Origin of the sequence: Streptomyces sp. BK208, from assembly GCF_004364245.1 — a bacterium.
In the GTDB taxonomy this organism is placed as follows: domain Bacteria; phylum Actinomycetota; class Actinomycetes; order Streptomycetales; family Streptomycetaceae; genus Streptomyces.
Map to the genome: position 1 here is coordinate 121,025 of NZ_SOAV01000007.1, position 23,627 is coordinate 144,651.

Genomic DNA, 23,627 nt, shown 5'->3' on the forward strand with positions numbered 1-23,627 from the left:
GCCTGACGCGAGCGCGGGACCGGCAGGCGCGTCCTTGCCGGCCCCGGGCCCCGCGGCCCGAGGCGGCGGCCCCGGCGGCGGGGCGGCCCCGGACCGCAGGGCCGGGTCAGTCGGTGGACGGGACCTGGGGCCTGAGCAGCACCGGCAGGCGGGTCGTACGCGGCTTGGCCGGGACCTCCGCCACGGCCTGGGGGAGCGCCTGCTCCACGCCCTGCACCACGGACAGGTGCCGGGCGGCGCGGCCGAAGGCGGTGTAGATCCAGGGACGGCTGAGGGCCGCCGTGGCGTCGCCGGGCAGCACCACGACCACCGCGGGCCAGCGTCCGCCCAGCGCCTGGTGCGCGGTCAGCGCCCAGCCGTGCCGTACGGTCCCCTCCACCCGGTCCCGGGGGACGACCACGGTGGTCCCCGCGCACGACAGGCGCAGTCCGTCGGCGTCGGCGTCCACCACCCGGCCCGGCAGCACCCGGCCCGGGGCGGGGGTGTGGACGACACGGTCGCCGGGATCGAAGCCGCCGAAGCGACCCGGGCCCGGGTTCAGCCGCTCCTTCAGCGCCGCGTTGAGCACCCGGGTGCCCGCCGCACCGCCGTGGCCCGGCGTGATCACCTGGGTCTCCTCGGCCGGGACGCCGATCGCGCGGGGCACCGAGTCCACCACGAGCTGGACGGTGCGGTGCACGGCCTCGCCCGGGTCACGCACCGGAACGATGACGATCTCCTTGCCGGGCGCCTCCACCTGGCCCAGCTCACCGATGCCGACGCCGGAGACCAGCTCGCCGAGCGGACCCGGGTCCGGCCGCCGCGAGGCGACCTGGGGGCACACCCGTGCCGCCAGCAGGTCCGCGAAGACCCGCCCGGGACCCACGGACCAGAGCACCGCCGGATCACCGGCCAGCACCAGCCGGGCCCCGTCCGGCAGCGACTCCGCGAGCAGGGCACCCGCCTCGACGTCGAGCTGCGGCGCGTCGAGCACGACGAGCAGGTCGAGGTCCAGGGCCCCGTCGGCTTCCCGCCCCGGTCCCTCGGCGCCGGTCAGCAGCCCGGTCACGGTGACGGCGCCGGGGGAGGGCGCGGACGGCGCCGGGGAGGCCGGCGCGGACGACGGATCGCCGAGCAGGGCGGCGAAGCGGTCGCGGCCCAGCGGACCCGGCGCGGCGGCCCAGGCCCGTAGCCCCAGGGAGTGAGCCGCGTGCAGCAGGGCGGCGGGCTCGGCCAGGGACGCCTCGCCACCGGTGTGCAGGACCAGCCCGTGACCCGCGACGGCGCGGATCAGCTCGGCGGCGGAACCCTGCGCGGAGGCTGCGGCCTGCTCCCAGTCCGCGGCGGAGCCGTCCTGCTTGGGCGTCGAACTGACCAGGCGGGCCAGTCCGTCCGCGAGACTCTCCTCGGCCAGCGCGTACCGCTCGAGACCGATCAGCACCCGGACGGGCCGCTCCTCGCCCTCACCGCCCTCCCCGTCCTCTCCGTCCGCGCCGCCCGCCGCGCGCTCCGGACGGGCACCAGGCTCGTCCAGGGCGTCCTGGAAGGCGAGCGCCTCGCCTTCGGCGAGCGTGCTCTGCACCGCCGCGTCGGGATCGGGAACGCCCCGCTGGGCGAGGGTGGCGGTGAGCCGCGGCAGCTCCAGCGCCGTGTGCCCGGCCAGGGCCGCCTGGTCCAGGAGCCAGACGGTGACGGCACGGCCGCGCCGCTCGTCGTCCGGGCCGCACTCCGCGCCCAGCAGCGCGCGGGCGAACCCGTCGGCCTGCTCGGGCCGCACTCCGCCGACCCGGAGCAACTGCCAGGGATCGGCGCGCAGCGTCTCCTCGGCGCCCTCGCCGAGGAGCGCGGCGGCCTGCGGCGCGAGCGCTTCGGGGGCGCCTCCCTCGGCGAGCACGCGCCGCACCGACTGCACCGTCTCCGGTGCCGGGCCCGCGGGTCCGGCGGGCGCGGCGGCCGGCTCGGCGGGCTCCGGCCGGGGGCGTCGTACCGGCTCGGGCGCGGGGCGGCGCGCGGGCTCGGGGGCACCGAAGACCGCGGCCGCCGGCTTCTCACCGCTCTCCACGGCGCGTACGGCGGCGAGCAGGTCGGCCGCCGTCCCGCTCAGCTTCCCCCCGGCCTCGATCGGCCCCTGCCTCTCGGCCTTCCGCCGCTCGATCCGCTCCCGCTCGACGCGCTGCGCGGCCAGCTCCGCCTCGACCTCGGACACCTGCCCGGAGCCCTCCCCTCCGGCGGCCGCCTCGCCCCCGTCCCCGGCGGCCGTCCCGGGGCCCGCGGGCTCCCCCGGCTGCCCGTCGGAGACGGCTCCGGCTTCGGCCGCGCCGTCCGGCTCGGACGCGTCCGGCGCGGAGGCCTCCACCGTGCCCGGGGTCTCCGGCCCGGTCCCCACGGCGTCCGCGGTGTCCTTCGAGGCGGGCTCGGGCTCCGTGCTCACAGCGTGCTCCAGTCGTGATCGGGATAGCGGTGCACGGGCGCCGACACGTCGTCGAGCGCCCGGCAGATCTCGTCAGGAAGACTAAGGCTCTCCACTGACAACGCCGCCGTGAGCTGCTGCGCGTTGCGCGGGCCGATGATCGGGGCGACCACCCCGGGCCGGTCGCGGACCCAGGCCAGTGCCACCTGGAGCGGGGTCACCGCGAGCCCGTCCGCCGCCGTCGCCACCGCGTCGACGATGTGCCCGGCCGTGTCGTCGAGGTAGGGCTCGACGAACGGGGCCAGATGGTCCGAGGCACCCCGTGAGTCCTGCGGTGTGGCGTCCTTGCGGTACTTGCCCGTGAGCACCCCCCGGCCCAGCGGGGACGACGGCAGCAGGCCGATGCCCAGGTCCAGGGCGGCCGGCAGCACCTCCCGCTCCACGCCCCGCTGGAGCAGCGAGTACTCCATCTGCGTGCTCGCCACCCGGTTGCGCACGCCCGGCGCCGCCAGCTGCCAGGTCGCGGCCTTGGCAAGCTGCCACCCGCAGAAGTTGGAGACCCCCGCGTAGCGCGCGCGGCCGCTGCCGACCGCCACGTCGAGGGCGTGCAGCGTCTCCTCCAGCGGGGTGTGCGGATCGTAGGCGTGCAGGTGCCACACGTCGACGTGGTCCGTGCCCAGGCGGGCCAGGGAGGCGTCCAGCGCGGAGAGCAGATGGGCGCGCGAACCGTCGAAGCGGCGGTCGGGATCCGGAACGCTGCCGGCCTTCGTCGAGATCACCAGGTCCCGGCGCGGCACCAGGCCCTCCATCAGCCGTCCGAGCAGGTACTCCGACTCGCCGTCGCCGTACACGTCCGCCGTGTCGACGAGGGTCCCGCCCGCTTCCCAGAACGTCTTCAAGAGGTCCGCGGCGTCGTGCTCGTCCGTGTCCCGGCCCCAGGTCAGGGTGCCGAGACCGATGCGGGACACGCGCAGGCCGGTGCGGCCGAGATGCCTCTGCTCCATGAACGCCGACATTACTGGCCACGGCTTGCCCTGTGGGGGCCTGTGGACAACCGAATTCCGCGCGCTAAGGTCGGGGCACCAGCCACGTTACTGATCGGTAAGGGGAATCGGCCATGCAGCTCGGGATCAACCTCGGCTACTGGGGTGCCGGAATGGACGCGGACAACCTGGCCGTCGCCCAGGAGGCCGACCGGCTCGGATACGCCGTGTGCTGGGCCGCCGAGGCCTACGGCTCCGACGCGGCCACCGTACTGACCTGGGTCGCCGCCCAGACCGAGCGCATCGACGTGGGCTCGGCCATCTTCCAGATCCCCGCCCGCCAGCCCGCGATGACCGCGATGACGGCCGCCACCCTGGACTCCCTCTCCAAGGGCCGCTTCCGCCTCGGACTCGGCGTGTCGGGACCGCAGGTCTCCGAGGGCTGGTACGGCGTCAAGTTCGACAAGCCGCTCGCCCGCACCCGCGAGTACGTCGACATCGTGCGCAAGGCGATGACCAGGGAGCGGCTCTCCTACGAGGGACAGCACTGGACGCTGCCGCTGCCCGGCGGCCCCGGCAAGCCGATCAAGCTGACCGTGCACCCGCAGCGCGAGCACATCCCGCTGTACATCGCCGCGATCGGCCCGAAGAACCTGGAGCAGACCGGCGAGATCGCCGACGGCGCCCTCCTCATCTTCCCCTCCGCCGAGCACCTGGAGGAGACCGCCGTCAAGCACCTGCGCGCCGGGCGCGAGAAGGCCGGCAAGACCCTCGACGGCTTCGACGTCTGCCCGACGGTGCCGCTCGCCCTCGGCGACGACAAGGACGTCACCGCCCTCGCCGACACCTTCCGCCCGTACACCGCGCTCTACGTCGGCGGCATGGGCAGCCGCAAGCAGAACTTCTACAACCAGCTCGCGGGGCGGATGGGCTACGAGCGGGAGGCCGCCGACATCCAGGACAAGTACCTGGCCGGCGACAAGGCGGGCGCCGCCGCGGCCGTGCCGCACGACCTGATCGACCAGACGACGCTGCTCGGCTCCGTCGACCGCATCGCCGACCGGATGAAGGCCTACGCCGCGGCCGGCGTCACCACCCTGACCCTCGCCCCCGCCGGCTTCACCCTGGACGAGCGGCTCGCCGCGCTGCGCGCCGGCACCGACGCCCTGGAGCGCGCCGGACTGGCGTAGCGCCACGGGGAAAGTTCTGCGGCCGTGGTGGGGGCTCGGGGGTCTTCCCCGCCACGGCCGTCACGAGGAACAACGCGCCCGGGCGCGCGGGGTTACGCCCCCTCGTGCGCCCGGCGTCCTTCGTTCGGCGGAGTCCTCCGCCGCACCTGTTGCCGGGCACCCTCTCCCGCATTTGACTCGGCCTCGCGGAGTGTGCGGAACCCGCGGACCACGCAGCGGCAGAGAGGTGCCCCCGATGCTTTCGGCGAAGAGCCTTTTCCAGGAGATCCTCGACAACGACGAGTCGTTCCGTCTCTTCTGCTCCATCGCGGCCAGCGGCGAGTCCCAGGGCGGCTGGGAGAACGCGCGCATCGCGGCGCTGGTGCCGGAGAGCGAACGCGCCCTCGCCCCCAAGATCACCCGGCACGGGGCGGACGAGGACAAGCACGGCCGGATCTTCAACGCCCTGCTGAAGAAGCGCGGCCTCGAACCCGTCGAGGTTCCGCCGGACACCGACTACACGATGCTCCTGGAACGCCACGGCATCGGCCTCGCCCACGACAAGCTCAAGGCCGACCGGCCCCTCACCGTGCGGGACGTCATCACCTACCTCGCCCACAGCAGGGTCACCGAGCAGCGTGCCGCCGAACAGATGGCGATGCTCGTGAAGTACTTCGCCGACCACCCCGACCTCGGCCGGGCGGTCCGGATGATCTCCGCCGACGAGGACAACCACCTCGCCTACTCCCACGAGGAGCTGCTCCGTTTCGCCGCCGCCGGGCACGGCCCGTACATCCGGCGGACGCTGCGCGAGTGCGCGCACGCCGAGATCCGCGTCCACCGCGACGTCAGCCTCGCCGTGATGGCCCGCATGGGACGGCTGCTGGGCTGGTCGCGCGCCAGGTCGGCGCTGCTCGCGGCGGGCATCCACGCGATGTACGCGGCCGAGCGGGCGGCCGGCTGGCGCCGCATGGTGACCCTGCGGACGCCCGAACGGCGCGACGCGCTCGGCGGACCCGCCACCGCCGCCCCCGAGATCGCCTGAGGGACCCGGGCCCTACAGCCAGCCGCGGCGCTTGAACTGCCGGTACAGCAGCACCTCCAGGACGGCCATCACCACGATCACCGCCGGGTAGCCCCACACCCAGTGCAACTCCGGCATGTGGTCGAAGTTCATGCCGTAGATCCCCGCGAGCATCGTGGGGACCGCCGCCATGGCCGCCCACGCCGAGATCTTCCGCATGTCGTCGTTCTGCCGGACACCGGTCTGCGCCAGATGCGCCGACAGGATGTCCGAGACCAGCCGGTCCAGGCTCTCCACCGACTCGTTCACGCGCGTGAGGTGGTCGCTCACGTCCCGGAAGAACGGCCGCGCCTTGTCGTTCACGAACGGCACCCCGCCGCCGTACGCCCCCGTACCGGACAGCCGGGACAGCGGCGGCGCGAGCGGGCCGGTCGCCCGGCGGAACTCCAGCACCTGCCGCTTGAAGTTGTAGATCCGCGACGCCGTGTGCCGGGAGCCGCCGCCGTCCGGCGAGAACACCTCCGCCTCCAGCTCCTCCAGGTCCGTCTGGAGCTCCACGGCCACGTCCAGGTAGTGGTCAACGGTCGCGTCCGCGATCGCGTACAGCACCGCCGTGGGGCCCTTGCCGAGGAGTTCCGGCTCGTGCTCCAGCCGCTGCCGCACCGCCTTCAGCGGAGCACCCTCGCCGTGCCGGACGACCACCGCGAAGCCGTCCCCCAGGAAGATCATGAGCTCGCCGCTGGAGACGGTGTCGCTGTCCGGCTCGTACACCACCGGCTTCAGGACCGCGAACAGCGAGTCGTCGTACACCTCCAGCTTGGGCCGCTGGTGCGCCTTGAGGGCGTCCTCCACGGCCAGCGGATGCAGCGCGAACTCCTGGCTGACCAGGTCGAACTCCTCCTCCGTCGGCTCGTGCAGCCCTATCCACACGAAGCCGCCGGCGTCCCGCGCCTCACCGAGCGCGTCGGAGAGGTCCTCGGGCCCGTCCGTGCGGTGCCCGTCCCGGTAGATGGCACAGTCGACGATCACCGGACCCATTCTCCCCTCGCCCCGGCGCCCCTGCGCCGCGCCGTACGCCTACCCTGGCCGCATGCCCACGCTGATCCTCGTTAGGCACGGACGTTCCACCGCCAACACCGAGGGGCTCCTCGCCGGCTGGACGCCCGGCGTCGCCCTCGACGAACGCGGCGCCCGGCAGGCCGCCGCACTGCCCGGGCGGCTCGCCGGCCTGCCGCTCTCCGAGATCGTCACCAGCCCGCTGCAGCGCTGCCAGGAGACCCTCCGGCCGCTGCTCGACGCCCGGCCCGAACTGCGGGCACACACCGACGAACGGATCGGGGAGTGCCACTACGGCGACTGGTCCGGCCGCAAGCTCGCCGAACTCAAGGACGAGCCCCTGATGGAGGTGGTGCAGACGCACCCCTCCGCGGCGGCCTTCCCCGGCGGCGAGTCGATGCGCGCCATGCAGACCCGCGCCGCCGAGGCGGTACGCGAGTGGAACGCGCGCGTGGAGCGCGACCACGGGCCCGACGCCGTCTACCTCATGTGCTCCCACGGCGACATCATCAAGTCCCTCGTCGCCGAGGCGCTCGGCCTCCACCTCGACCTGTTCCAGCGGATCTCCGTCGAGCCCTGCTCCGTCACCGCCATCCGCTACACCCGGCTGCGCCCGTACCTCGTCCGCCTCGGCGACACCGGCGACTTCGCCTCCCTGGCGCCGCGCGAGGAGCCGTCCGGTGACGAAGCCCCGGTCGGGGGTGGTGCGGGCGCACCGTGATCGTCCTCCGCAGTAGGGTGAACCGGTCGCGGCAGTGTCCCCGATCCCGATCTTCCGCTTTCCCCGACTCCCATGGAGACAGGACGTGTCCCGTCAGGTGTTCCTCTACGACCAACCGGAACGTTTCGTGGCCGGTACGGTCGGGCTGCCCGGGCGCCGTACGTTCTTCCTCCAGGCCACCGCAGGCTCCCGGGTGACCAGCGTGGCCCTGGAGAAGACCCAGGTCGCTGCCCTCGCCGAGCGCATGGACGAGCTCCTGGACGAAGTCGTACGGCGCAGCGGCGGCAGCACCGTCGTCCCCGCCACCGCACCCACCGGGCCCGCCGACACGGCGCCGCTCGACACCCCCGTCGAGGAGGAGTTCCGGGTCGGCACCATGGCGCTGGCCTGGGACGGCGAGGACCAGCGCATGATCGTCGAGGCGCAGGCCCTCGTGGAGCTGGACGCCGAGTCCGAGGAGGACCTGGCCGAGGCCGAGGAGCGGCTCCTCCAGGACGAGGAGAACGGCCCGCCGATGCTCCGGGTCCGCCTCACCGGCGCGCAGGCCAGGGCCTTCGCCAAGCGCGCCCTCGACGTCGTCAACGCCGGGCGGCCGCCGTGCCCGCTGTGCAGCCTCCCGCTCGACCCGGAAGGACACGTATGTCCGCGCCAGAACGGATACCGCCGCGGAGCGTGACCACCGACGCGGCGGCGGCCGAGCTGCTCGCCCAGGGCGAGCTGACCGTACGCGGACGCATCCCCGACGCGTCCAACGCGGCGCTGTACTGCACCGTGACCCACCAGGGGCACGAGGCGGCCTGCGTCTACAAGCCCGTCGCCGGCGAGCGTCCGCTGTGGGACTTCCCCGACGGCACCCTCGCCCAGCGGGAGGTCGCCGCGTACGCGGTGTCCGAGGCCACCGGCTGGGGCCTCGTCCCGCCCACCGTGCTGCGCGAGGGCCCGTACGGCGAGGGCATGGTCCAGCTGTGGATCGAGGCGGTGCCGGACACGGAGCTGCTCGCCCTGGTGGACCAGGAAGAAGCCGGCCCCGGCTGGAAGGGGATCGCCCTCGCCGAGGTCGGCGAGGGCCGCACCGCCCTGCTCGTGCACGCCGACGACGAACGGCTGCGCCGCCTAGCCGTCCTGGACGCCGTCATCAACAACGCCGACCGAAAGGGCGGCCACCTGCTGCCCGCGGCGGGGGAGCGGCTCTACGGCATCGACCACGGGGTCACCTTCAACGCCGAGAACAAGCTCCGCACGCTGCTGTGGGGCTGGGCGGGCGAGCCGCTCACCGCGGAGGCGCTGGCGGTGCTCGACGCGCTCGGTCAGGCGCTGAAGGACGGCGGCGCCCTGGCCACCCGGCTCGCCGCGCTCATCACCGCCGCCGAGCTCGACGCCGCCCGCGCGCGGGTCGAGGCCCTGCTGGTGTCCGGCAAGCACCCCGAACCGAGCGGCGAGTGGCCGGCCATCCCCTGGCCGCCCGTGTAACCGCCCGAAGGCACACCGGCCGCTCCCGCGCAAGAACGCCTTACCGGCCATCCGGCCCGGTCCGGTTCGTGTACGGAACATCCGTCCGGTTAGGCTCATGACATGCATGCCTGGCCCGCTTCCGAGGTCCCCGCCCTGCCTGGTCAGGGCCGCGACCTGAGGATCCACGACACCGCGACCGGCGGCCCGGTCACCCTCGACCCCGGTCCCGTCGCCCGTATCTACGTCTGCGGCATCACGCCGTACGACGCCACCCACATGGGGCACGCGGCGACCTACAACGCGTTCGACCTCGTGCAGCGCGTGTGGCTCGACACCAAGCGGCAGGTCCACTACGTCCAGAACGTCACCGACGTGGACGACCCGCTCCTGGAGCGGGCCGTGCGCGACGGGGTCGACTGGACCGCCCTCGCCGAGCAGGAGACCGCCCTGTTCCGCGAGGACATGACGGCACTGCGGATGCTGCCGCCGCAGCACTACATAGGTGCCGTCGAGGCCATACCGGGCATCGTCCCGCTCGTCGAGCGGCTCCGCGACGCCGGCGCGGCCTACGAGCTGGAGGGCGACACCTACTTCTCCGTCGAGGCGGACCCCCACTTCGGCAGCGTCTCCCACCTGGACGCGGCGGCGATGCGGCTGCTCTCCGCCGAGCGCGGCGGCGACCCCGACCGGCCCGGCAAGAAGAACCCGCTCGACCCGATGCTGTGGATGGCCGCCCGCGAGGGCGAGCCCAGCTGGGACGGCGGCACGCTCGGCCGCGGACGCCCCGGCTGGCACATCGAGTGCGTGGCCATCGCCCTCGACCACCTCGGCATGGGCTTCGACGTCCAGGGCGGCGGCTCCGACCTCGCCTTCCCGCACCACGAGATGGGCGCCTCGCACGCCCAGGCCCTCACCGGCGAGTTCCCGATGGCCAAGGCGTACGTGCACGCCGGCATGGTCGGTCTCGACGGCGAGAAGATGTCCAAGTCCAAGGGAAACCTGGTCTTCGTCTCCCAGCTGCGCCGCGAGGGCGTCGACCCGGCCGCCATCCGGGTCACGCTCCTCGCCCACCACTACCGCTCCGACTGGGAGTGGACCGACAAGGTCCTCGAGGACGCCGTCGCCCGCCTCGACCGCTGGCGCGCCGCCGTCTCCCGCCCCGACGGCCCGCCCGCCGAGGCCCTCGTCGAGCAGATCCGCGAGGCCCTCGCGAACGACCTGGACTCCCCGGCCGCCCTCGACGCCGTCGACCGCTGGGCCGCACTCCAGCAGGAGACCGGCGGCACGGACACCGGCGCGCCGGGCGTGGTCTCCCGCGCGGTGGACGCCCTCCTGGGCGTGGCGCTGTAAGGCTGTCCCCACCGACCACTGAGGGGCGCTCCCACCGGGAAGCGCCCCTCAGCACGTTTGCGGCTCTCAGTCCTCCGACGACTCCTCGTCGTCCCCGCCCGCCTTCGGCGGCTTCGGCGGCCGCGTCCGCCCACCCGGGTTGTCCCGCAGGAACGGCGCCCCGGACGGTCCGTCGCCCCCGTCCGCCGTGGCATGCCCGCCGGGACTCCCGGGCCCGGGGCCACCAGGCCCCGCCCCGTCCCGCCGCCGCAGGTACCGCTCGAACTCCCGCGCGATCGCCTCGCCCGACGCCTCCGGCAGCTCCGCCGTGTCCCGGGCCTCCTCCAGCGACTGCACGTACTCGGCGACCTCGGTGTCCTCCGCGGCCAGCTGGTCCACGCCCACCTGCCAGGCACGCGCGTCCTCGGCCAGCTCGCCCAGCGGGACCCGCACGCCGATCAGGTCCTCCAGCCGGTTCAGCAGGGCCAGCGTGGCCTTCGGGTTCGGCGGCTGCGACACGTAGTGCGGCACCGCCGCCCACAGCGACACGGCCGGCACCCCCGCGTGGGCGCACGCCTCCTGGAGGATGCCGACGATGCCCGTCGGCCCCTCGTACTTGGTCTCCTCCAGGTCCATGCGCCGGGCCAGGTCCGCGTCCGACGTGGTCCCGCTGATCGGGACCGGCCGGGTGTGCGGCGTGTCGCCCAGCAGGGCGCCCAGGACGACCACCAGCTCGACGCCCAGCTCGTGGGCGAAGCCGAGCAGCTCGTTGCAGAACGAGCGCCAGCGCATGGACGGTTCGATGCCCCGGACGAGCACCAGGTCGCGCGGCTTGTCACCGCCGACCCGGACCACCGAGAGCCTGGTCGTCGGCCAGGTGACCTTGCGGACACCGTCCTCGATGAACACCGTGGGACGGTTGACCTGGAAGTCGTAGTAGTCCTCGGCGTCCAGCGCCGCGAACACCTCGCCCTTCCACTCCTTGTCGAGATGCGCGACCGCCGTGGAGGCGGCGTCACCGGCATCGTTCCAGCCCTCGAACGCGGCCACCATGACCGGGTCGACCAGCTCGGGAACCCCCTCGAGCTCGATCACCCAGCGCCTCCTTCCGACGTGCCCTCGCGTACCCCCCAACCTTACGGCGTGCCGAGGGGCCGCCCGCAGCCCCTTCGTACGGGGCAGTGAACGGATCACTGCCCCGTACCCGGTGTGCGGACACCCACCGCCCGCCGTCGGAACGCGGGGCTACTTCTTGTCGAGCACGTCCTGGACCTGCGCGCGGACCTCGTCCGTGGCCAGGCCCCGGATCGTCAGCGTCGTACGGCGGCGCAGCACGTCGTCCGCCGTCTCGGCCCACTCGTTGTCCCGGGCCCACACGACCTGCGCCCAGATCTCCGGGGCGTCCGGGTGGACGCGCCGCGCCAGCTCCGGGCTCTCGTTGGCGAGCCGGGCGATGTCGAAGGCGAGCGAGCCGTAGTGCGTGGCCAGGTGCCTGGCGGTGTCGGCCGCCATGCGCGGGCCGGGCGCCGAGCCGTCCACCAGCAGCCGGTGGGCCACCGCGCGCGGGTTGGCCACGCCGGGCAGCGGCAGCTTCTTCGGCAGCGACGCGATGGGCTCGAAGCCGTCGCCCAGCGGGTGGCCGGGCAGCGCCTCCAGCTTCTTCATCACCGTACGGCCGATGTGGCGGAAGGTGGTCCACTTGCCGCCCGCGACGGACAGCATCCCGCCCCGGCCCTCGGTGACGACCGTCTCGCGCTTGGCCTTCGCCGTGTCGCCGGGACCGCCCGGCAGCACGCGCAGACCCGCGAAGGAGTACGTGATCAGGTCACGGTCCAGCTGCTGGTCGCGGATGGAGAACGCGGCCTCGTCGAGTATCTGGGCCACGTCCTTGTCGTTGACCGCGACGTCCGCCGGGTCGCCCTCGAACTCCTCGTCGGTGGTACCGAGCAGCAGCATGTCCTCCCAGGGGAGGGCGAAGGTGATCCGGTACTTGTCGATCGGGGTGGCCAGCGCCGCCTTCCAGGGCGCGGTGCGCTTGAGCACCAGGTGCGCGCCCTTGGACAGGCGGATGGACGGGGCCGCGGCCGGGTCCTCCATGCGGCGCAGGTGGTCGACCCACGGGCCGGTGGCGTTGAGCACCAGGCGGGCGTTCACCCCGAACTCGTCGCCGGACAGCCGGTCCTTCAGCTCGGCGCCGGTCACCCGGCCGTCCGTGAAGCGCAGCCCGGTGACCTCGGCGTGGTTGAGGACCACCGCGCCGGAGTCGACCGCCGCGCGGACCGTCATCAGCGCCATGCGGGCGTCGTTCATCTGGTCGTCGCCGTACACGGCGACGGCCTTGAGGTTGTCGGTGCGCAGCTCCGGCACGTCCTGCGCGGCCTTGGCCGGGGAGAGCAGGTGGCCGACGCCGTCGCCGAAGGCGGACAGCGCCGAGTACGCGAAGACGCCGGCCCCGAGCTTCGCCGCGCCGTGCGGCCCGCCCTTGTACACGGGGAGGTAGAAGGTGAGCGGGTTCGCCAGGTGGGGAGCCACCTGGCGGGAGACCGCACGGCGCTCGAAGTGGTTCTCCGCGACCAGCTTCACCGCGCCGGTCTGCAGGTAGCGCAGTCCGCCGTGGAGCAGCTTGGAGGAGGCGGAGGAGGTGGCGCCGGCGAAGTCGCCGGCGTCGACCACGGCCACCCTGAGGCCGGACTGCGCGGCGTGCCAGGCGGTGGAGATGCCCAGGATGCCGCCGCCGATCACGAGAAGGTCGTACGACGCCTTGGAGAGCTGCTCCCGGGTCTCGGCCCGGCTCGGGTTCGAGCCGGAGGCCGGGTGCGTCCCCAGGGCAGGCACGGACTGCAGGGTGGACTGAGTGGTCATGGTGGTTCTTACTCCTCGTCCTCGAGCCAGCCCATGGTCCGCTTCACGGCCTTGAGCCAGCTCTTGTACTCACGGTCGCGGGTCTCCGCGTCCATGCGGGGGGTCCACTCGGCGGCCCGACGCCAGTTGGCGCGCAGGTCGTCGGTGCTGTTCCAGAAGCCGACGGCCAGGCCGGCGGCGTAGGCGGCGCCGAGGCAGGTGGTCTCGGCGACCATCGGGCGCACCACGGGGGCGTCCACGAAGTCGGCGAGGGTCTGCATCAGCAGGTTGTTGGAGGTCATGCCGCCGTCGACCTTGAGGGCGGTCAGCTCCACACCGGAGTCCTTCGTCATGGCGTCCGCGATCTCACGGGTCTGCCAGGCGGTGGCCTCCAGGACGGCGCGCGCGAGGTGCGCCTTGGTGACGTACCGGGTGAGGCCGGCGATCACACCGCGGGCGTCGGAGCGCCAGTACGGGGCGAACAGGCCGGAGAAGGCCGGGACGAAGTAGGCGCCGCCGTTGTCCTCGACCTGCATGGCCAGGGTCTCGATCTCGGCGGCGGTGGAGATCAGGCCCATCTGGTCGCGCATCCACTGCACCAGCGAACCGGTGACGGCGATCGACCCCTCCAGGGCGTAGACCGTGTCCTGGTCGCCGATCTTGTAGCCGACCGTGGTCAGCAGGCCCGAGTAGGAGTTGATGAGCTTGTCACCGGTGTTCATCACCATGAAGGTGCCGGTGCCGTACGTCGACTTGGTCTCGCCCTCGGAGAAGCAGGTCTGGCCGAACAGGGCCGCCTGCTGGTCGCCGAGCGCGGAGGCGACCGGGATGCCGCCGAGCAGCTCGCCGAGACGGCCGCCCTTGATCTCGCCGTAGACCTCGGCGGAGGAGCGGATCTCCGGGAGCATCCGCATCGGCACGCCGATCGACTCGGCGATCTTCTCGTCCCACGCCATGGTGTGCAGGTTCATCAGCATGGTGCGCGAGGCGTTGGTGACGTCGGTGACGTGCTTGCCGCCGTCCACGCCGCCGGTGAGGTTCCAGATGACCCAGGTGTCCATGGTGCCGAACAGCAGGTCGCCCGCCTCGGCGCGCTCGCGCAGACCGTCGACGTTGTCGAGCAGCCAGCGGGCCTTGGGGCCGGCGAAGTAGGAGGCGAGGGGGAGCCCGGTCTCGCGGCGGAAGCGGTCCTGGCCGACGTTGCGGCCCAGTTCACGGCAGAGGGCGTCGGTGCGGGTGTCCTGCCAGACGATGGCGTTGTGGACGGGCTCACCGGTGTTCCTGTCCCAGACGAGGGTCGTCTCGCGCTGGTTGGTGATGCCGATGGCCTTGATGTCGTCGCGGGTGATGCCCGCCTTCTCCACGGCCCCGGCGACGACCTCCTGGACGTTGGTCCAGATCTCGGTGGCGTTGTGCTCGACCCAGCCGGGCTTGGGGAAGATCTGCTCGTGCTCCTTCTGGTCGACGGAGACGATGCGCCCGTCGCGGTCGAAGACGATGCAGCGCGAGGAGGTGGTGCCCTGGTCGATCGCGGCGATGAACGGTCCGTGGCCGTGGGAGGCGATGCCTGCGGTGTGGTCGTCGGTCACTGTGTGCTCCTGGGGTTCCGTGGTGGGTGGCCGGTGCGTACGGCGCGTGGTCTGCGGCTCGATGATCGCCGAGCGGGGGCCCGCTCAGGCGAACGCGACGTTGTAGACACCTCCGGCGATCGCGCCGCCGATCAGCGGACCGACGACCGGGATCCAGGCGTAGGACCAGTCGGAGCCGCCCTTGTTGGGCAGGGGCAGCAGGGCGTGCACGATGCGCGGACCGAGGTCGCGGACAGGGTTGATCGCGTATCCCGTCGGACCGCCGAGCGAGAGACCGATCGAGACGACCACGAACCCGGTGATCAGGGCGCCCAGGATGCCGAGGCCGTTGCCCTCGTCGTTCAGACCCTGGGTGAGGATGGCGAGCAGCAGGACGAAGGTGCCGACGATCTCGGTGGCGAGGTTCTGGACCGTGTGCCGGATCTCGGGGCCGGTGGAGAAGATGCCCAGGACGGGACCGGCGCCCTTCTCCTGCGCCTCGACGGACTTGGCCGTCGCGTCCTTCGTGTCGGTGACGCCGACGATCTCCCGGTCGGTGAGGTGGGCCTGGAACTGGCCGTAGTAGGTGATCCAGACCAGGACCGCGCCGATCATGGCGCCGAGGATCTGGCCCGCGAAGTAGGTCGGCGTGTTGCTCCAGTCGCCGTCCTTGATCGCGATGCCGACGGTGACGGCCGGGTTGAGGTGGGCGCCGGAGAGCGGCCCCGATATGTAGGCCGCCGTCATGACGGCGAAGCCCCACCCGAGGGTGATGGCGACCCAGCCGGCGTTGCGCGCCTTGGAGGCCTTGAGCGTCACGGCGGCACACACACCGCCGCCGAGCAGGATGAGTATGGCGGTACCGATGGTCTCGCCGATGAAGATGTCGGAGCTGGACACCCGCGACTCCTTTGTCCTTCGTCCAGGGGAAGCCGAACCCCCGGGTCCCTCCGGGTGTTCCGGCGCCCTCGGTATGAGAGCGATGGCGGCCCTTGGCACTGTCACACTCTAACGCTTATTGCCGGTAGGTGTTCGACAATGCCGACCGATGGACGCGAGTCTCGTTCGACGTCAGGCGTGCGTCAAGAGCTGTGTTATCGAAAGCACGATCGTTATTGATCGCCACGGGCTATCGGTCGGCCCGCGGTGCCGGCGCGGACCGGCGCCGGACACGGCGAAGGCCGGGGCGCCTCGGGCGTCCCGGCCTCGATCAGTCCGTCGCGGGTCCTAGAACCGTCCGGCGCCCAGGTCCCGCGACACCGCACGGGCGCAGTCCCGCACCGCCGCGACCAGCTCGGGCCGCAGCTCGCCCTCCCGGCACACCCGCTCCACGGCCCCGGTGATGCCGACCGCGCCGACCGGCATGCGCCTGCGGTCGTGGATCGGTGCGGCGATGGAGGCGATGCCCTCCCAGGTCTCCTCGACGTCGGCGGCGTACCCCCGCGCGCGCGTGATGTCCAGGACGTGCTCGAAGCCCTCCGGCTCGTGCACGGTCCGGTCCGTGAACGCCTTGCGGTCGGCCTCCAGCGCCTCGCTGTGCGCGACCGGGTCGTACGCCGACAGCACCTTGCCCAGCGCCGTGGAGTGCAGCGGCTGCATGGCCCCGATCTCCAGGACCTGCCGGCTGTCGTCGGGGCGGAAGACGTGGTGCACGATCAGGACGCCCTGCTGGTGCAGGACGCCGAGGTGGACGCTCTCGCCGCTGGAGCGGGCCAGGTCGTCCGTCCACACCAGGGCGCGGGCCCGCAGCTCGTGCACGTCCAGGTAGGTGGTGCCCAGGCGCAGCAGCTCGGCGCCCAGCTGATAGCGCCCGGAGGCGTCGTCCTGCTCGACGAAGCCCTCCTGCTGGAGGGTGCGCAGGATGCCGTGCGCGGTGCCCTTGGCCAGACCCAGTGACGAGGCGATGTCCGACAGGCCGAGCCGCCGCTCGCCGCCTCCGAGCAGGCGCAGCATCGCGGCCGCCCGTTCGAGCGACTGGATGTTCCGTGCCATCGACGTACTGCCTCCGTCCCCTTCGAGTGCCGACCTCGACGCCACTGACGTCGTTCGGCAATGCCGAACACTACCGGTCGATGCCGACCTCCCGCCAATGGTCGGCGGGCAACTGTTGCACTTCGGTCCTCCGGCCATGCCCCCGAAGGCCCCGGATCACGGACGACCCTCCGTACGCTCGTGCCCCGCGCGACCACCGCGGCCCACCGTGACCTCGGACGTCCCCGCGGGAGCCGCGCACCGGCGCGACCCCGCCGGTGCCGGAGCGAGACCCCGCCGGTGCCGGAGCGAGACCCCGCCGGTGCCCGAGCGCGACCCCGCCGGTGCCGGAGCGAGACCCCGCCGGTGCCGGAGCGAGACCCCGCCGGTGCCGGAGCGAGACCCCGCCGGTGCCCGGGCGCGTCACCGCCGGTGCCCGGCGCGGCCTCCCGGTCTCCGAGCGTGTCGCCGCCGTCGTGGCCCGCCCGGGACGGAGGAAGCTCGTCCGTTCGGCCGCTCTTCATCCGCCATCCTCGTCCGTCTCGTGGACGCCCCGACCATCCGCCCCCGGTCCCGGCTACCCTGACGACGTGCGTTCTCCCCGCGACGTCCACGGCGGACGGCCCCGGGCAGACGCAAAGCCGACAGCCGTCGCATCCTAGGGAGCCCTTTCATGGCCTCGTCGCCGTCCACCCCGCCCGCCGACACCCGCACCCGCGTGTCCGCCCTCCGAGAGGCCCTCGCCACCCGCGTGGTGGTCGCCGACGGCGCCATGGGCACCATGCTCCAGGCCCAGAACCCCTCGCTGGACGACTTCGAGCAGCTGGAGGGGTGCAACGAGGTCCTGAACGTCACCCGGCCCGACATCGTCCGCTCGGTGCACGAGGAGTACTTCGCCGCCGGCGTCGACTGCGTCGGAACCAACACCTTCGGCGCCAACCACTCCGCCCTCGGCGAGTACGACATCCCCGAGCGGGTCCACGAGCTGTCCGAGGCCGGCGCCCGCGTCGCCCGCGAGGTCGCCGACGAGTTCGCCGCCCGCGACGGCCGGCAGCGCTGGGTCCTCGGCTCCATCGGCCCCGGCACCAAGCTCCCCACCCTCGGCCACGCCCCCTACACCGTCCTGCGCGACGCCTACCAGCGCAACGCCGAGGGCCTGGTCGCAGGCGGCGCCGACGCCCTGCTCGTCGAGACCACGCAGGACCTGCTGCAGACCAAGGCCTCCGTGCTCGGCGCCCGCCGCGCCCTGGACGCCCTCGGGCTCGACCTCCCGGTCATCGTCTCCGTCACCGTCGAGACCACCGGCACCATGCTGCTCGGCTCCGAGATCGGCGCCGCGCTCACCGCGCTGGAACCGCTCGGCATCGACATGATCGGCATGAACTGCGCCACCGGCCCCGCCGAGATGAGCGAGCACCTGCGCTACCTCGCGCGCCACTCCCGCATCCCGCTGACCTGCATGCCCAACGCCGGGCTCCCCGTCCTCGGCAAGGACGGCGCCCACTACCCGCTGACCGCTCCCGAGCTCGCCGACGCACACGAGACCTTCGTGCGCGAGTACGGCCTGTCCCTGGTCGGCGGCTGCTGCGGCACCACCCCCGAGCACCTGCGCCAGGTCGTCGAGCGCGTCCGGGGCGCCGAGCCCACCGAGCGCCACCCGCGGCCCGAGCCCGGCGCCGCCTCGCTCTACCAGAGCGTGCCCTTCCGCCAGGACACCTCCTACCTGGCCATCGGCGAGCGCACCAACGCCAACGGCTCCAAGAAGTTCCGCGAGGCCATGCTGGAGGGCCGCTGGGACGACTGCGTCGAGATGGCCCGCGACCAGATCCGCGAGGGCGCGCACATGCTCGACCTGTGCGTCGACTACGTGGGCCGCGACGGCGTCGCCGACATGGAGGAGCTGGCCGGACGGTTCGCCACCGCCTCCACGCTGCCGATCGTCCTGGACTCCACCGAGGTCGAGGTCATCCGGGCCGGCCTGGAGAAGCTCGGCGGCCGTGCGGTGATCAACTCGGTCAACTACGAGGACGGCGCCGGCCCCGAGTCCCGGTTCGCGCGCGTCACGAAGCTGGCGCAGGAGCACGGCGCCGCGCTGATCGCGCTGACCATCGACGAGGAGGGCCAGGCCCGCACCGCCGAGAAGAAGGTCGAGATCGCCGAACGGCTCATCGAGGACCTCACCGGCAACTGGGGCATCCACGAGTCCGACATCCTCGTCGACTGCCTGACCTTCACCATCTGCACCGGCCAGGAGGAGTCCCGCAAGGACGGGATCGCCACGATCGAGGGCATCCGCGAGCTCAAGCGCCGCCACCCCGACGTGCAGACCACCCTCGGCCTGTCCAACATCTCCTTCGGTCTCAACCCGGCCGCCCGCATCCTGCTCAACTCCGTCTTCCTCGACGAGTGCGTCAAGGCGGGCCTGGACTCGGCGATCGTGCACGCCAGCAAGATCCTGCCGATCGCCCGCTTCGACGAGGAGCAGGTCACCACCGCCCTCGACCTGATCCACGACCGCCGCCGCGAGGGCTACGACCCGCTGCAGAAGCTGATGCAGCTGTTCGAGGGCGCCACTGCCAAGTCGCTGAAGGCCTCCAAGGCCGAGGAACTGGCCGCCCTCCCGCTGGAGGAGCGCCTCAAGCGCCGCATCATCGACGGCGAGAAGAACGGCCTCGAGCAGGACCTGGACGAGGCCCTCCAGGAGCGCCCGGCGCTCGACATCGTCAACGAGACCCTGCTCGACGGCATGAAGGTCGTCGGCGAGCTGTTCGGCTCCGGTCAGATGCAGCTGCCGTTCGTGCTCCAGTCCGCCGAGGTCATGAAGACCGCGGTGGCCCACCTGGAGCCGCACATGGAGAAGACCGACGACGACGGCAAGGGCACCATCGTGCTCGCCACCGTCCGCGGTGACGTCCACGACATCGGCAAGAACCTCGTCGACATCATCCTGTCCAACAACGGCTACACGGTCGTCAACCTCGGCATCAAGCAGCCCGTCTCGGCGATCCTGGAGGCCGCCGACGAGCACAAGGCCGACGTCATCGGCATGTCCGGGCTCCTGGTCAAGTCCACGGTGATCATGAAGGAGAACCTGGAGGAGCTCAACCAGCGCAAGCTGGCCGCCGACTACCCCGTCATCCTCGGCGGCGCCGCCCTCACCCGGGCCTACGTCGAGCAGGACCTGCACGAGATCTACGACGGCGAGGTCCGCTACGCCCGCGACGCCTTCGAGGGCCTGCGCCTCATGGACGCCCTGATCGGCATCAAGCGCGGCGTCCCCGGCGCCAAGCTGCCCGAACTCAAGCAGCGCCGGGTGCGCGCCGCCACCGTCGAGGTCGACGAGCGGCCCGAGGAGGGCCACGTCCGCTCCGACGTCGCCACCGACAACCCCGTCCCCGAGCCCCCCTTCCGCGGCACCCGCGTCGTCAAGGGCATCCAGCTCAAGGAGTACGCCTCCTGGCTCGACGAGGGCGCCCTGTTCAAGGGCCAGTGGGGCCTCAAGCAGGCCCGCACCGGCGAGGGACCCTCCTACGAGGAACTGGTCGAGTCCGAGGGCCGGCCGCGGCTGCGCGGCCTCCTCGACCGGCTCCAGACGGAGAACCTGCTGGAGGCGGCCGTCGTCTACGGCTACTTCCCCTGCGTCTCCAAGGACGACGACCTGATCGTCCTCGACGACGACGGCAACGAACGCACCCGCTTCACCTTCCCGCGCCAGCGCCGCGGCCGGCGGCTGTGCCTGGCGGACTTCTTCCGCCCGGAGGAGTCCGGCGAGACCGACGTCGTCGGCTTCCAGGTGGTCACCGTCGGCTCCCGCATCGGCGAGGAGACGGCCCGGATGTTCGAGGCCAACGCCTACCGCGACTACCTCGAACTGCACGGCCTGTCCGTCCAGCTCGCCGAGGCCCTCGCCGAGTACTGGCACGCCCGGGTCCGCTCCGAGCTGGGCTTCGCCGGCGAGGACCCGGCCGAGATGGAGGACATGTTCGCCCTGAAGTACCGCGGCGCCCGCTTCTCCCTCGGCTACGGCGCCTGCCCCGACCTGGAGGACCGCGCCAAGATCGCCGCCCTCCTGGAGCCGGAGCGCATCGGCGTGCACCTCTCGGAGGAGTTCCAGCTCCACCCGGAGCAGTCCACCGACGCCATCGTCATCCACCACCCCGAGGCGAAGTACTTCAACGCCCGCTAGCGGCTCCCTGCCCGCGCCGTCCGTCACACCGGGCGTTCGCGTCCCGCACGACGTACACTGGTCGGTCCACCGCAGGCCGGTTCCCTTCGTGGGAGCCGGCCTGATCGTCCCTCAAGGAGGTACGTGGATGACCAGTACGGTCCCCGCGCTCGGAACCCGTACGGCCGAAGGCTCCGCCCTGCAGGCCGTGCTCCTCGACATGGACGGCACCCTGGTGGACACCGAGGGCTTCTGGTGGGACGTCGAGACGGAGGTCTTCGCCTCCCTCGGCCACACCCTCGACGACTCCTGGCGCCATGTCGTGGTCGGCGGCCCCATGACCCGCAGCGCCGGCTTCCTGATCGAGGCCACCGGCGCCGACATCACCCTCGCCGAGCTCAGCGTCCTGCTCAACGACGGCTTCGAGCAGCGCATCGGCCGTGACCTGCCGCTGATGCCCGGCGCCGCCCGGCTGCTCGAGGAACTGTCCGCGCACGAGATCCCCACGGCCCTGGTCTCCGCCTCGCACCGGCGTATCATCGACCGCGTCCTGAAGTCACTGGGCCCCCAGCACTTCGCCCTCACCGTCGCCGGGGACGAGGTGCCACGCACCAAGCCGCACCCCGACCCCTACCTCGCCGCCGCGGCCGGACTCGGCGCGGACCCGGCCCGGTGCGCCGTCGTCGAGGACACCGCGACCGGGGTCGCCGCCGCCGAGGCGGCCGGCTGCCACGTCGTGGCGGTGCCCTCGGTCGCGCCCATCACCCCGGCCGCCCGGCGCACGGTGGTCGCCTCCCTGGAAGAAGTCGACCTGGCATTTCTGCGCGGCCTGATGACACACACGCGCTAGCCGTTCACCGAACGTACGGCGACGTCGGCACGGCGAATTCCCCGAAGGCGGCCCGGCGCGGTCCGGCAGAAGTCCACACGCGTTCACGGGCCGTGTTCCCGGGCCGTGTTCCCGGGTATTTCCACTGCCTCGGCCGGCCGAATTCAGGCCCCCGCGGCCGAAGTGCAACTGTGACGTTCGCCACGCGGACAGGGGTCGACAGGTAGGGGTGGGTGTGCTCACCCCGGCTTGGCGAACGTTGTCGAGGAGCCTTTGTGTCCTGATTGGTGAAACCCTGCACTAATCCTTCCACTGTCGGGTTTTCGGTGTGTCCACACCCGGTTTCGCTCCGTGATGAGCGCCCAACTCCGGTGGCTGCGAACCCCCGTGCGGGCGCGGACTAATCTCGTCGCGAGAACATCGGCCACTACCCCCGTGATCCGCCGCGACACCCCTGCATGCCGGATACACGGACCGACAGCTCTGGAGAAACTCGAGCATGAACCGCAAGACTTTGGTGCTGCCGGCCGTCATCGGTCTGCTCGCACCGGTGCTCGCCGCCTGCGGAGGATCGGACGGCGGCAGCGGCGGGGACGCGATCGTCGTCGGCACCACGGACCGGTTCAGCGCCTCGGAGGAGACCCCCGCGCCGCTCGACCCGGCGTACGCCTACGACGTCGGCCTGTGGAACGTGCTGCGTCAGACCACGCAGACCCTCATGACGCAGCCTCGCGGCGACGGCGAACCCGTGCCGGACGCCGCCGAGAAGTGCGGATTCACCGACACCGGAAACGAACGGTACGCGTGCACCCTGCGGGACGGCCTGAAGTTCGCCAACGGTGACGCGATCACCGCGGAGGACGTGAAGTACTCCATCGAGCGCGCGCTGGCCATCAAGGCCGACACCGAGGTGGCCACGCTGCTCAGCACCGTGGACACCGTCGAGACGCAGGGCGACCGCGAGGTCATCTTCCACCTCAAGACCGCGGACGCCACCTTCCCGTACAAGCTGTCGACCCCGGTCGCGGGCATCGTCAACCCGAAGCAGTACCCCAAGGACAAGCTGCGCGACGGCTGGGAGCTGGACGGTTCCGGCCCGTACACCATGAAGGCCGAGGTCAAGAACAACGAACTGACCAAGGCCGTGTTCACCAAGAACCCCGATTACAAGGGGAGCGTCGAGGTGAACAACGACAAGGTCGAGATGGTCTTCTTCGACGACGCGGACGCCATGGGCACCGCGATCGAGAAGGGCGACATCGACGTGATGACCCGCGCGATGACGCCGAAGCAGGTCCAGCAGCTCGCCCGGGCCACCGACGGCGACGTCGACCTCGTCGAGGTGTCCGGCCTGGAGATCCGCTACCTCGGCTTCAACACGGAGGCGCCGGAGGTCAAGGACAAGGCCGTGCGCAAGGCGATGGCGCAGCTGATCAACCGCAGCGAACTCGTCTCCACGGTCTACGGCTCGCAGGCCCAGCCGCTGTACTCGATGGTCCCCGCCGGCATCACCGGCCACTCCAACTCGTTCTTCAACACGTACGGCGACCCGAGCGTCGACAAGGCGAAGGCGATGCTGGAGGACGCGGACGTCACCACGCCCGTCAAGCTGACCCTGAACTACACGACGGACCACTACGGCGCCGCCACCAAGCAGGAGTTCGAGCAGATCCAGAAGCAGCTGAACGACAGCGGCCTGTTCGACGTCGACATCGAGGGCGCGCCCTGGACCAAGTTCCGCAAGGCGGAGCTGAACCGCCAGTACGCCGCCTTCGGCATGGGCTGGTTCCCCGACTTCCCGGACGCCGACAGCTTCATCGCGCCGTTCCTCGACAAGGGCAACACCCTCAACTCGCCCTACCAGAACCCGGACATCATCAACAAGCTGATCCCCCAGTCCCGCGGCGAGGCCGACCGGCTCTCCGCGGTGGACGTCCTCACCGACATCCAGGACATCACCGCCGAGGACGTGCCGCTGATCCCGCTGTGGCAGGGCAAGCAGTACGTCGCCACCCGCGACGACGTCACCGGCGCCGCCTACCTCCTCAACGCCTCCTCCACGCTCCAGCTGTGGGAGCTGGGCCGGGGCGTCAGCGGCTGACGCCGACCGGCACCGGACACGACCGAAGG

Annotated in this window: 17 protein-coding genes; 9 read left to right on the plus strand and 8 right to left on the minus strand. The window is 72.2% G+C overall.

Annotated elements, in window-relative coordinates; translation table 11 throughout:
• Nucleotides 1-106: 106 nt before the first annotated feature.
• Both EV562_RS18855 and EV562_RS18860 read right to left on the minus strand, forming a co-directional pair.
• Nucleotides 107-2,410, minus strand: a complete 2,304-nt coding sequence (locus tag EV562_RS18855) for a helix-hairpin-helix domain-containing protein (protein WP_133887979.1) — start codon at nt 2,408-2,410, stop codon at nt 107-109.
• A complete protein-coding gene (locus EV562_RS18860) occupies nt 2,407-3,393 on the minus strand; it encodes an aldo/keto reductase (protein WP_133887980.1) in 987 nt (328 codons plus the stop codon). Before EV562_RS18860 ends, EV562_RS18855 begins: the two co-directional genes overlap by 4 nt.
• Nucleotides 3,394-3,506: 113 nt before the next feature.
• On the opposite strand from EV562_RS18860, the gene EV562_RS18865 reads away from it, so the two are divergent.
• Together EV562_RS18865 and EV562_RS18870 are read left to right on the plus strand one after the other, a co-directional pair.
• Nucleotides 3,507-4,562 (plus strand): LLM class F420-dependent oxidoreductase, encoded by a 1,056-nt coding sequence (locus EV562_RS18865; protein ID WP_133887981.1) that lies wholly within the window; start codon nt 3,507-3,509, stop codon nt 4,560-4,562.
• Between the two features lie 235 nt (nt 4,563-4,797).
• A complete protein-coding gene (locus EV562_RS18870; RefSeq protein ID WP_133887982.1) occupies nt 4,798-5,586 on the plus strand; it encodes a ferritin-like domain-containing protein in 789 nt (262 codons plus the stop codon).
• A 12-nt stretch (nt 5,587-5,598) separates the two neighbouring features.
• Here the strand turns inward: EV562_RS18870 and corA are convergent, their stop codons facing one another.
• A complete protein-coding gene (gene corA, locus EV562_RS18875; protein ID WP_166661872.1) occupies nt 5,599-6,594 on the minus strand; it encodes a magnesium/cobalt transporter CorA in 996 nt (331 codons plus the stop codon).
• Between the two features lie 61 nt (nt 6,595-6,655).
• Between corA and EV562_RS18880 the strand changes: the two genes are divergently transcribed.
• The 4 genes from EV562_RS18880 (at nt 6,656) to mshC (ending at nt 10,144) form a co-directional block, all read left to right on the plus strand.
• On the plus strand, nt 6,656-7,342 hold the full coding sequence (locus EV562_RS18880; RefSeq protein ID WP_133887984.1) for a histidine phosphatase family protein: 687 nt from the start codon (nt 6,656-6,658) through the stop codon (nt 7,340-7,342).
• Nucleotides 7,343-7,427: 85 nt separating this feature from the next.
• Nucleotides 7,428-8,018 (plus strand): DUF3090 domain-containing protein, encoded by a 591-nt coding sequence (locus tag EV562_RS18885; RefSeq protein ID WP_007447870.1) that lies wholly within the window; start codon nt 7,428-7,430, stop codon nt 8,016-8,018.
• The gene (locus EV562_RS18890; protein WP_208298378.1) at nt 7,982-8,812 is read left to right on the plus strand and encodes an SCO1664 family protein; all 831 of its coding nucleotides are present in this window, start codon (nt 7,982-7,984) and stop codon (nt 8,810-8,812) included. The genes EV562_RS18885 and EV562_RS18890 overlap by 37 nt, the downstream gene beginning before the upstream one ends.
• Nucleotides 8,813-8,914: 102 nt before the next feature.
• Nucleotides 8,915-10,144 (plus strand): cysteine--1-D-myo-inosityl 2-amino-2-deoxy-alpha-D-glucopyranoside ligase, encoded by a 1,230-nt coding sequence (gene mshC, locus EV562_RS18895; protein ID WP_133887986.1) that lies wholly within the window; start codon nt 8,915-8,917, stop codon nt 10,142-10,144.
• A gap of 66 nt (nt 10,145-10,210) precedes the next feature.
• On the opposite strand, the gene parJ is transcribed toward mshC, so the two are convergent.
• The 5 genes from parJ to EV562_RS18920 all read right to left on the minus strand — a co-directional run bounded on the left by parJ (nt 10,211) and on the right by EV562_RS18920 (nt 16,524).
• Nucleotides 10,211-11,218 (minus strand): filament polymerization regulator ParJ, encoded by a 1,008-nt coding sequence (gene parJ / locus EV562_RS18900; protein WP_133887987.1) that lies wholly within the window; start codon nt 11,216-11,218, stop codon nt 10,211-10,213.
• Nucleotides 11,219-11,368: 150 nt separating this feature from the next.
• Entirely contained in the window at nt 11,369-12,985 is a 1,617-nt protein-coding gene (locus EV562_RS18905) for a glycerol-3-phosphate dehydrogenase/oxidase (protein WP_133887988.1), read from the minus strand.
• 8 nt (nt 12,986-12,993) lie between these two features.
• Nucleotides 12,994-14,529: a glycerol kinase GlpK gene (gene glpK, locus EV562_RS18910; RefSeq protein ID WP_133888217.1), complete on the minus strand. Its 1,536-nt coding sequence runs from the start codon at nt 14,527-14,529 to the stop codon at nt 12,994-12,996.
• 108 nt (nt 14,530-14,637) lie between these two features.
• Entirely contained in the window at nt 14,638-15,432 is a 795-nt protein-coding gene (locus EV562_RS18915) for an MIP/aquaporin family protein (RefSeq protein WP_133887989.1), read from the minus strand.
• A gap of 327 nt (nt 15,433-15,759) precedes the next feature.
• The gene (locus EV562_RS18920; RefSeq protein ID WP_133887990.1) at nt 15,760-16,524 is read right to left on the minus strand and encodes an IclR family transcriptional regulator; all 765 of its coding nucleotides are present in this window, start codon (nt 16,522-16,524) and stop codon (nt 15,760-15,762) included.
• 652 nt (nt 16,525-17,176) lie between these two features.
• On the opposite strand from EV562_RS18920, the gene metH reads away from it, so the two are divergent.
• The 3 genes from metH (at nt 17,177) to EV562_RS18940 (ending at nt 23,598) form a co-directional block, all read left to right on the plus strand.
• On the plus strand, nt 17,177-20,689 hold the full coding sequence (gene metH, locus EV562_RS18925; RefSeq protein WP_133887991.1) for a methionine synthase: 3,513 nt from the start codon (nt 17,177-17,179) through the stop codon (nt 20,687-20,689).
• A 127-nt stretch (nt 20,690-20,816) separates the two neighbouring features.
• Nucleotides 20,817-21,518 (plus strand): HAD family phosphatase, encoded by a 702-nt coding sequence (locus tag EV562_RS18930; protein ID WP_133887992.1) that lies wholly within the window; start codon nt 20,817-20,819, stop codon nt 21,516-21,518.
• A 478-nt stretch (nt 21,519-21,996) separates the two neighbouring features.
• Nucleotides 21,997-23,598 (plus strand): ABC transporter substrate-binding protein, encoded by a 1,602-nt coding sequence (locus EV562_RS18940; protein WP_133887993.1) that lies wholly within the window; start codon nt 21,997-21,999, stop codon nt 23,596-23,598.
• Nucleotides 23,599-23,627 lie beyond the last annotated feature (29 nt).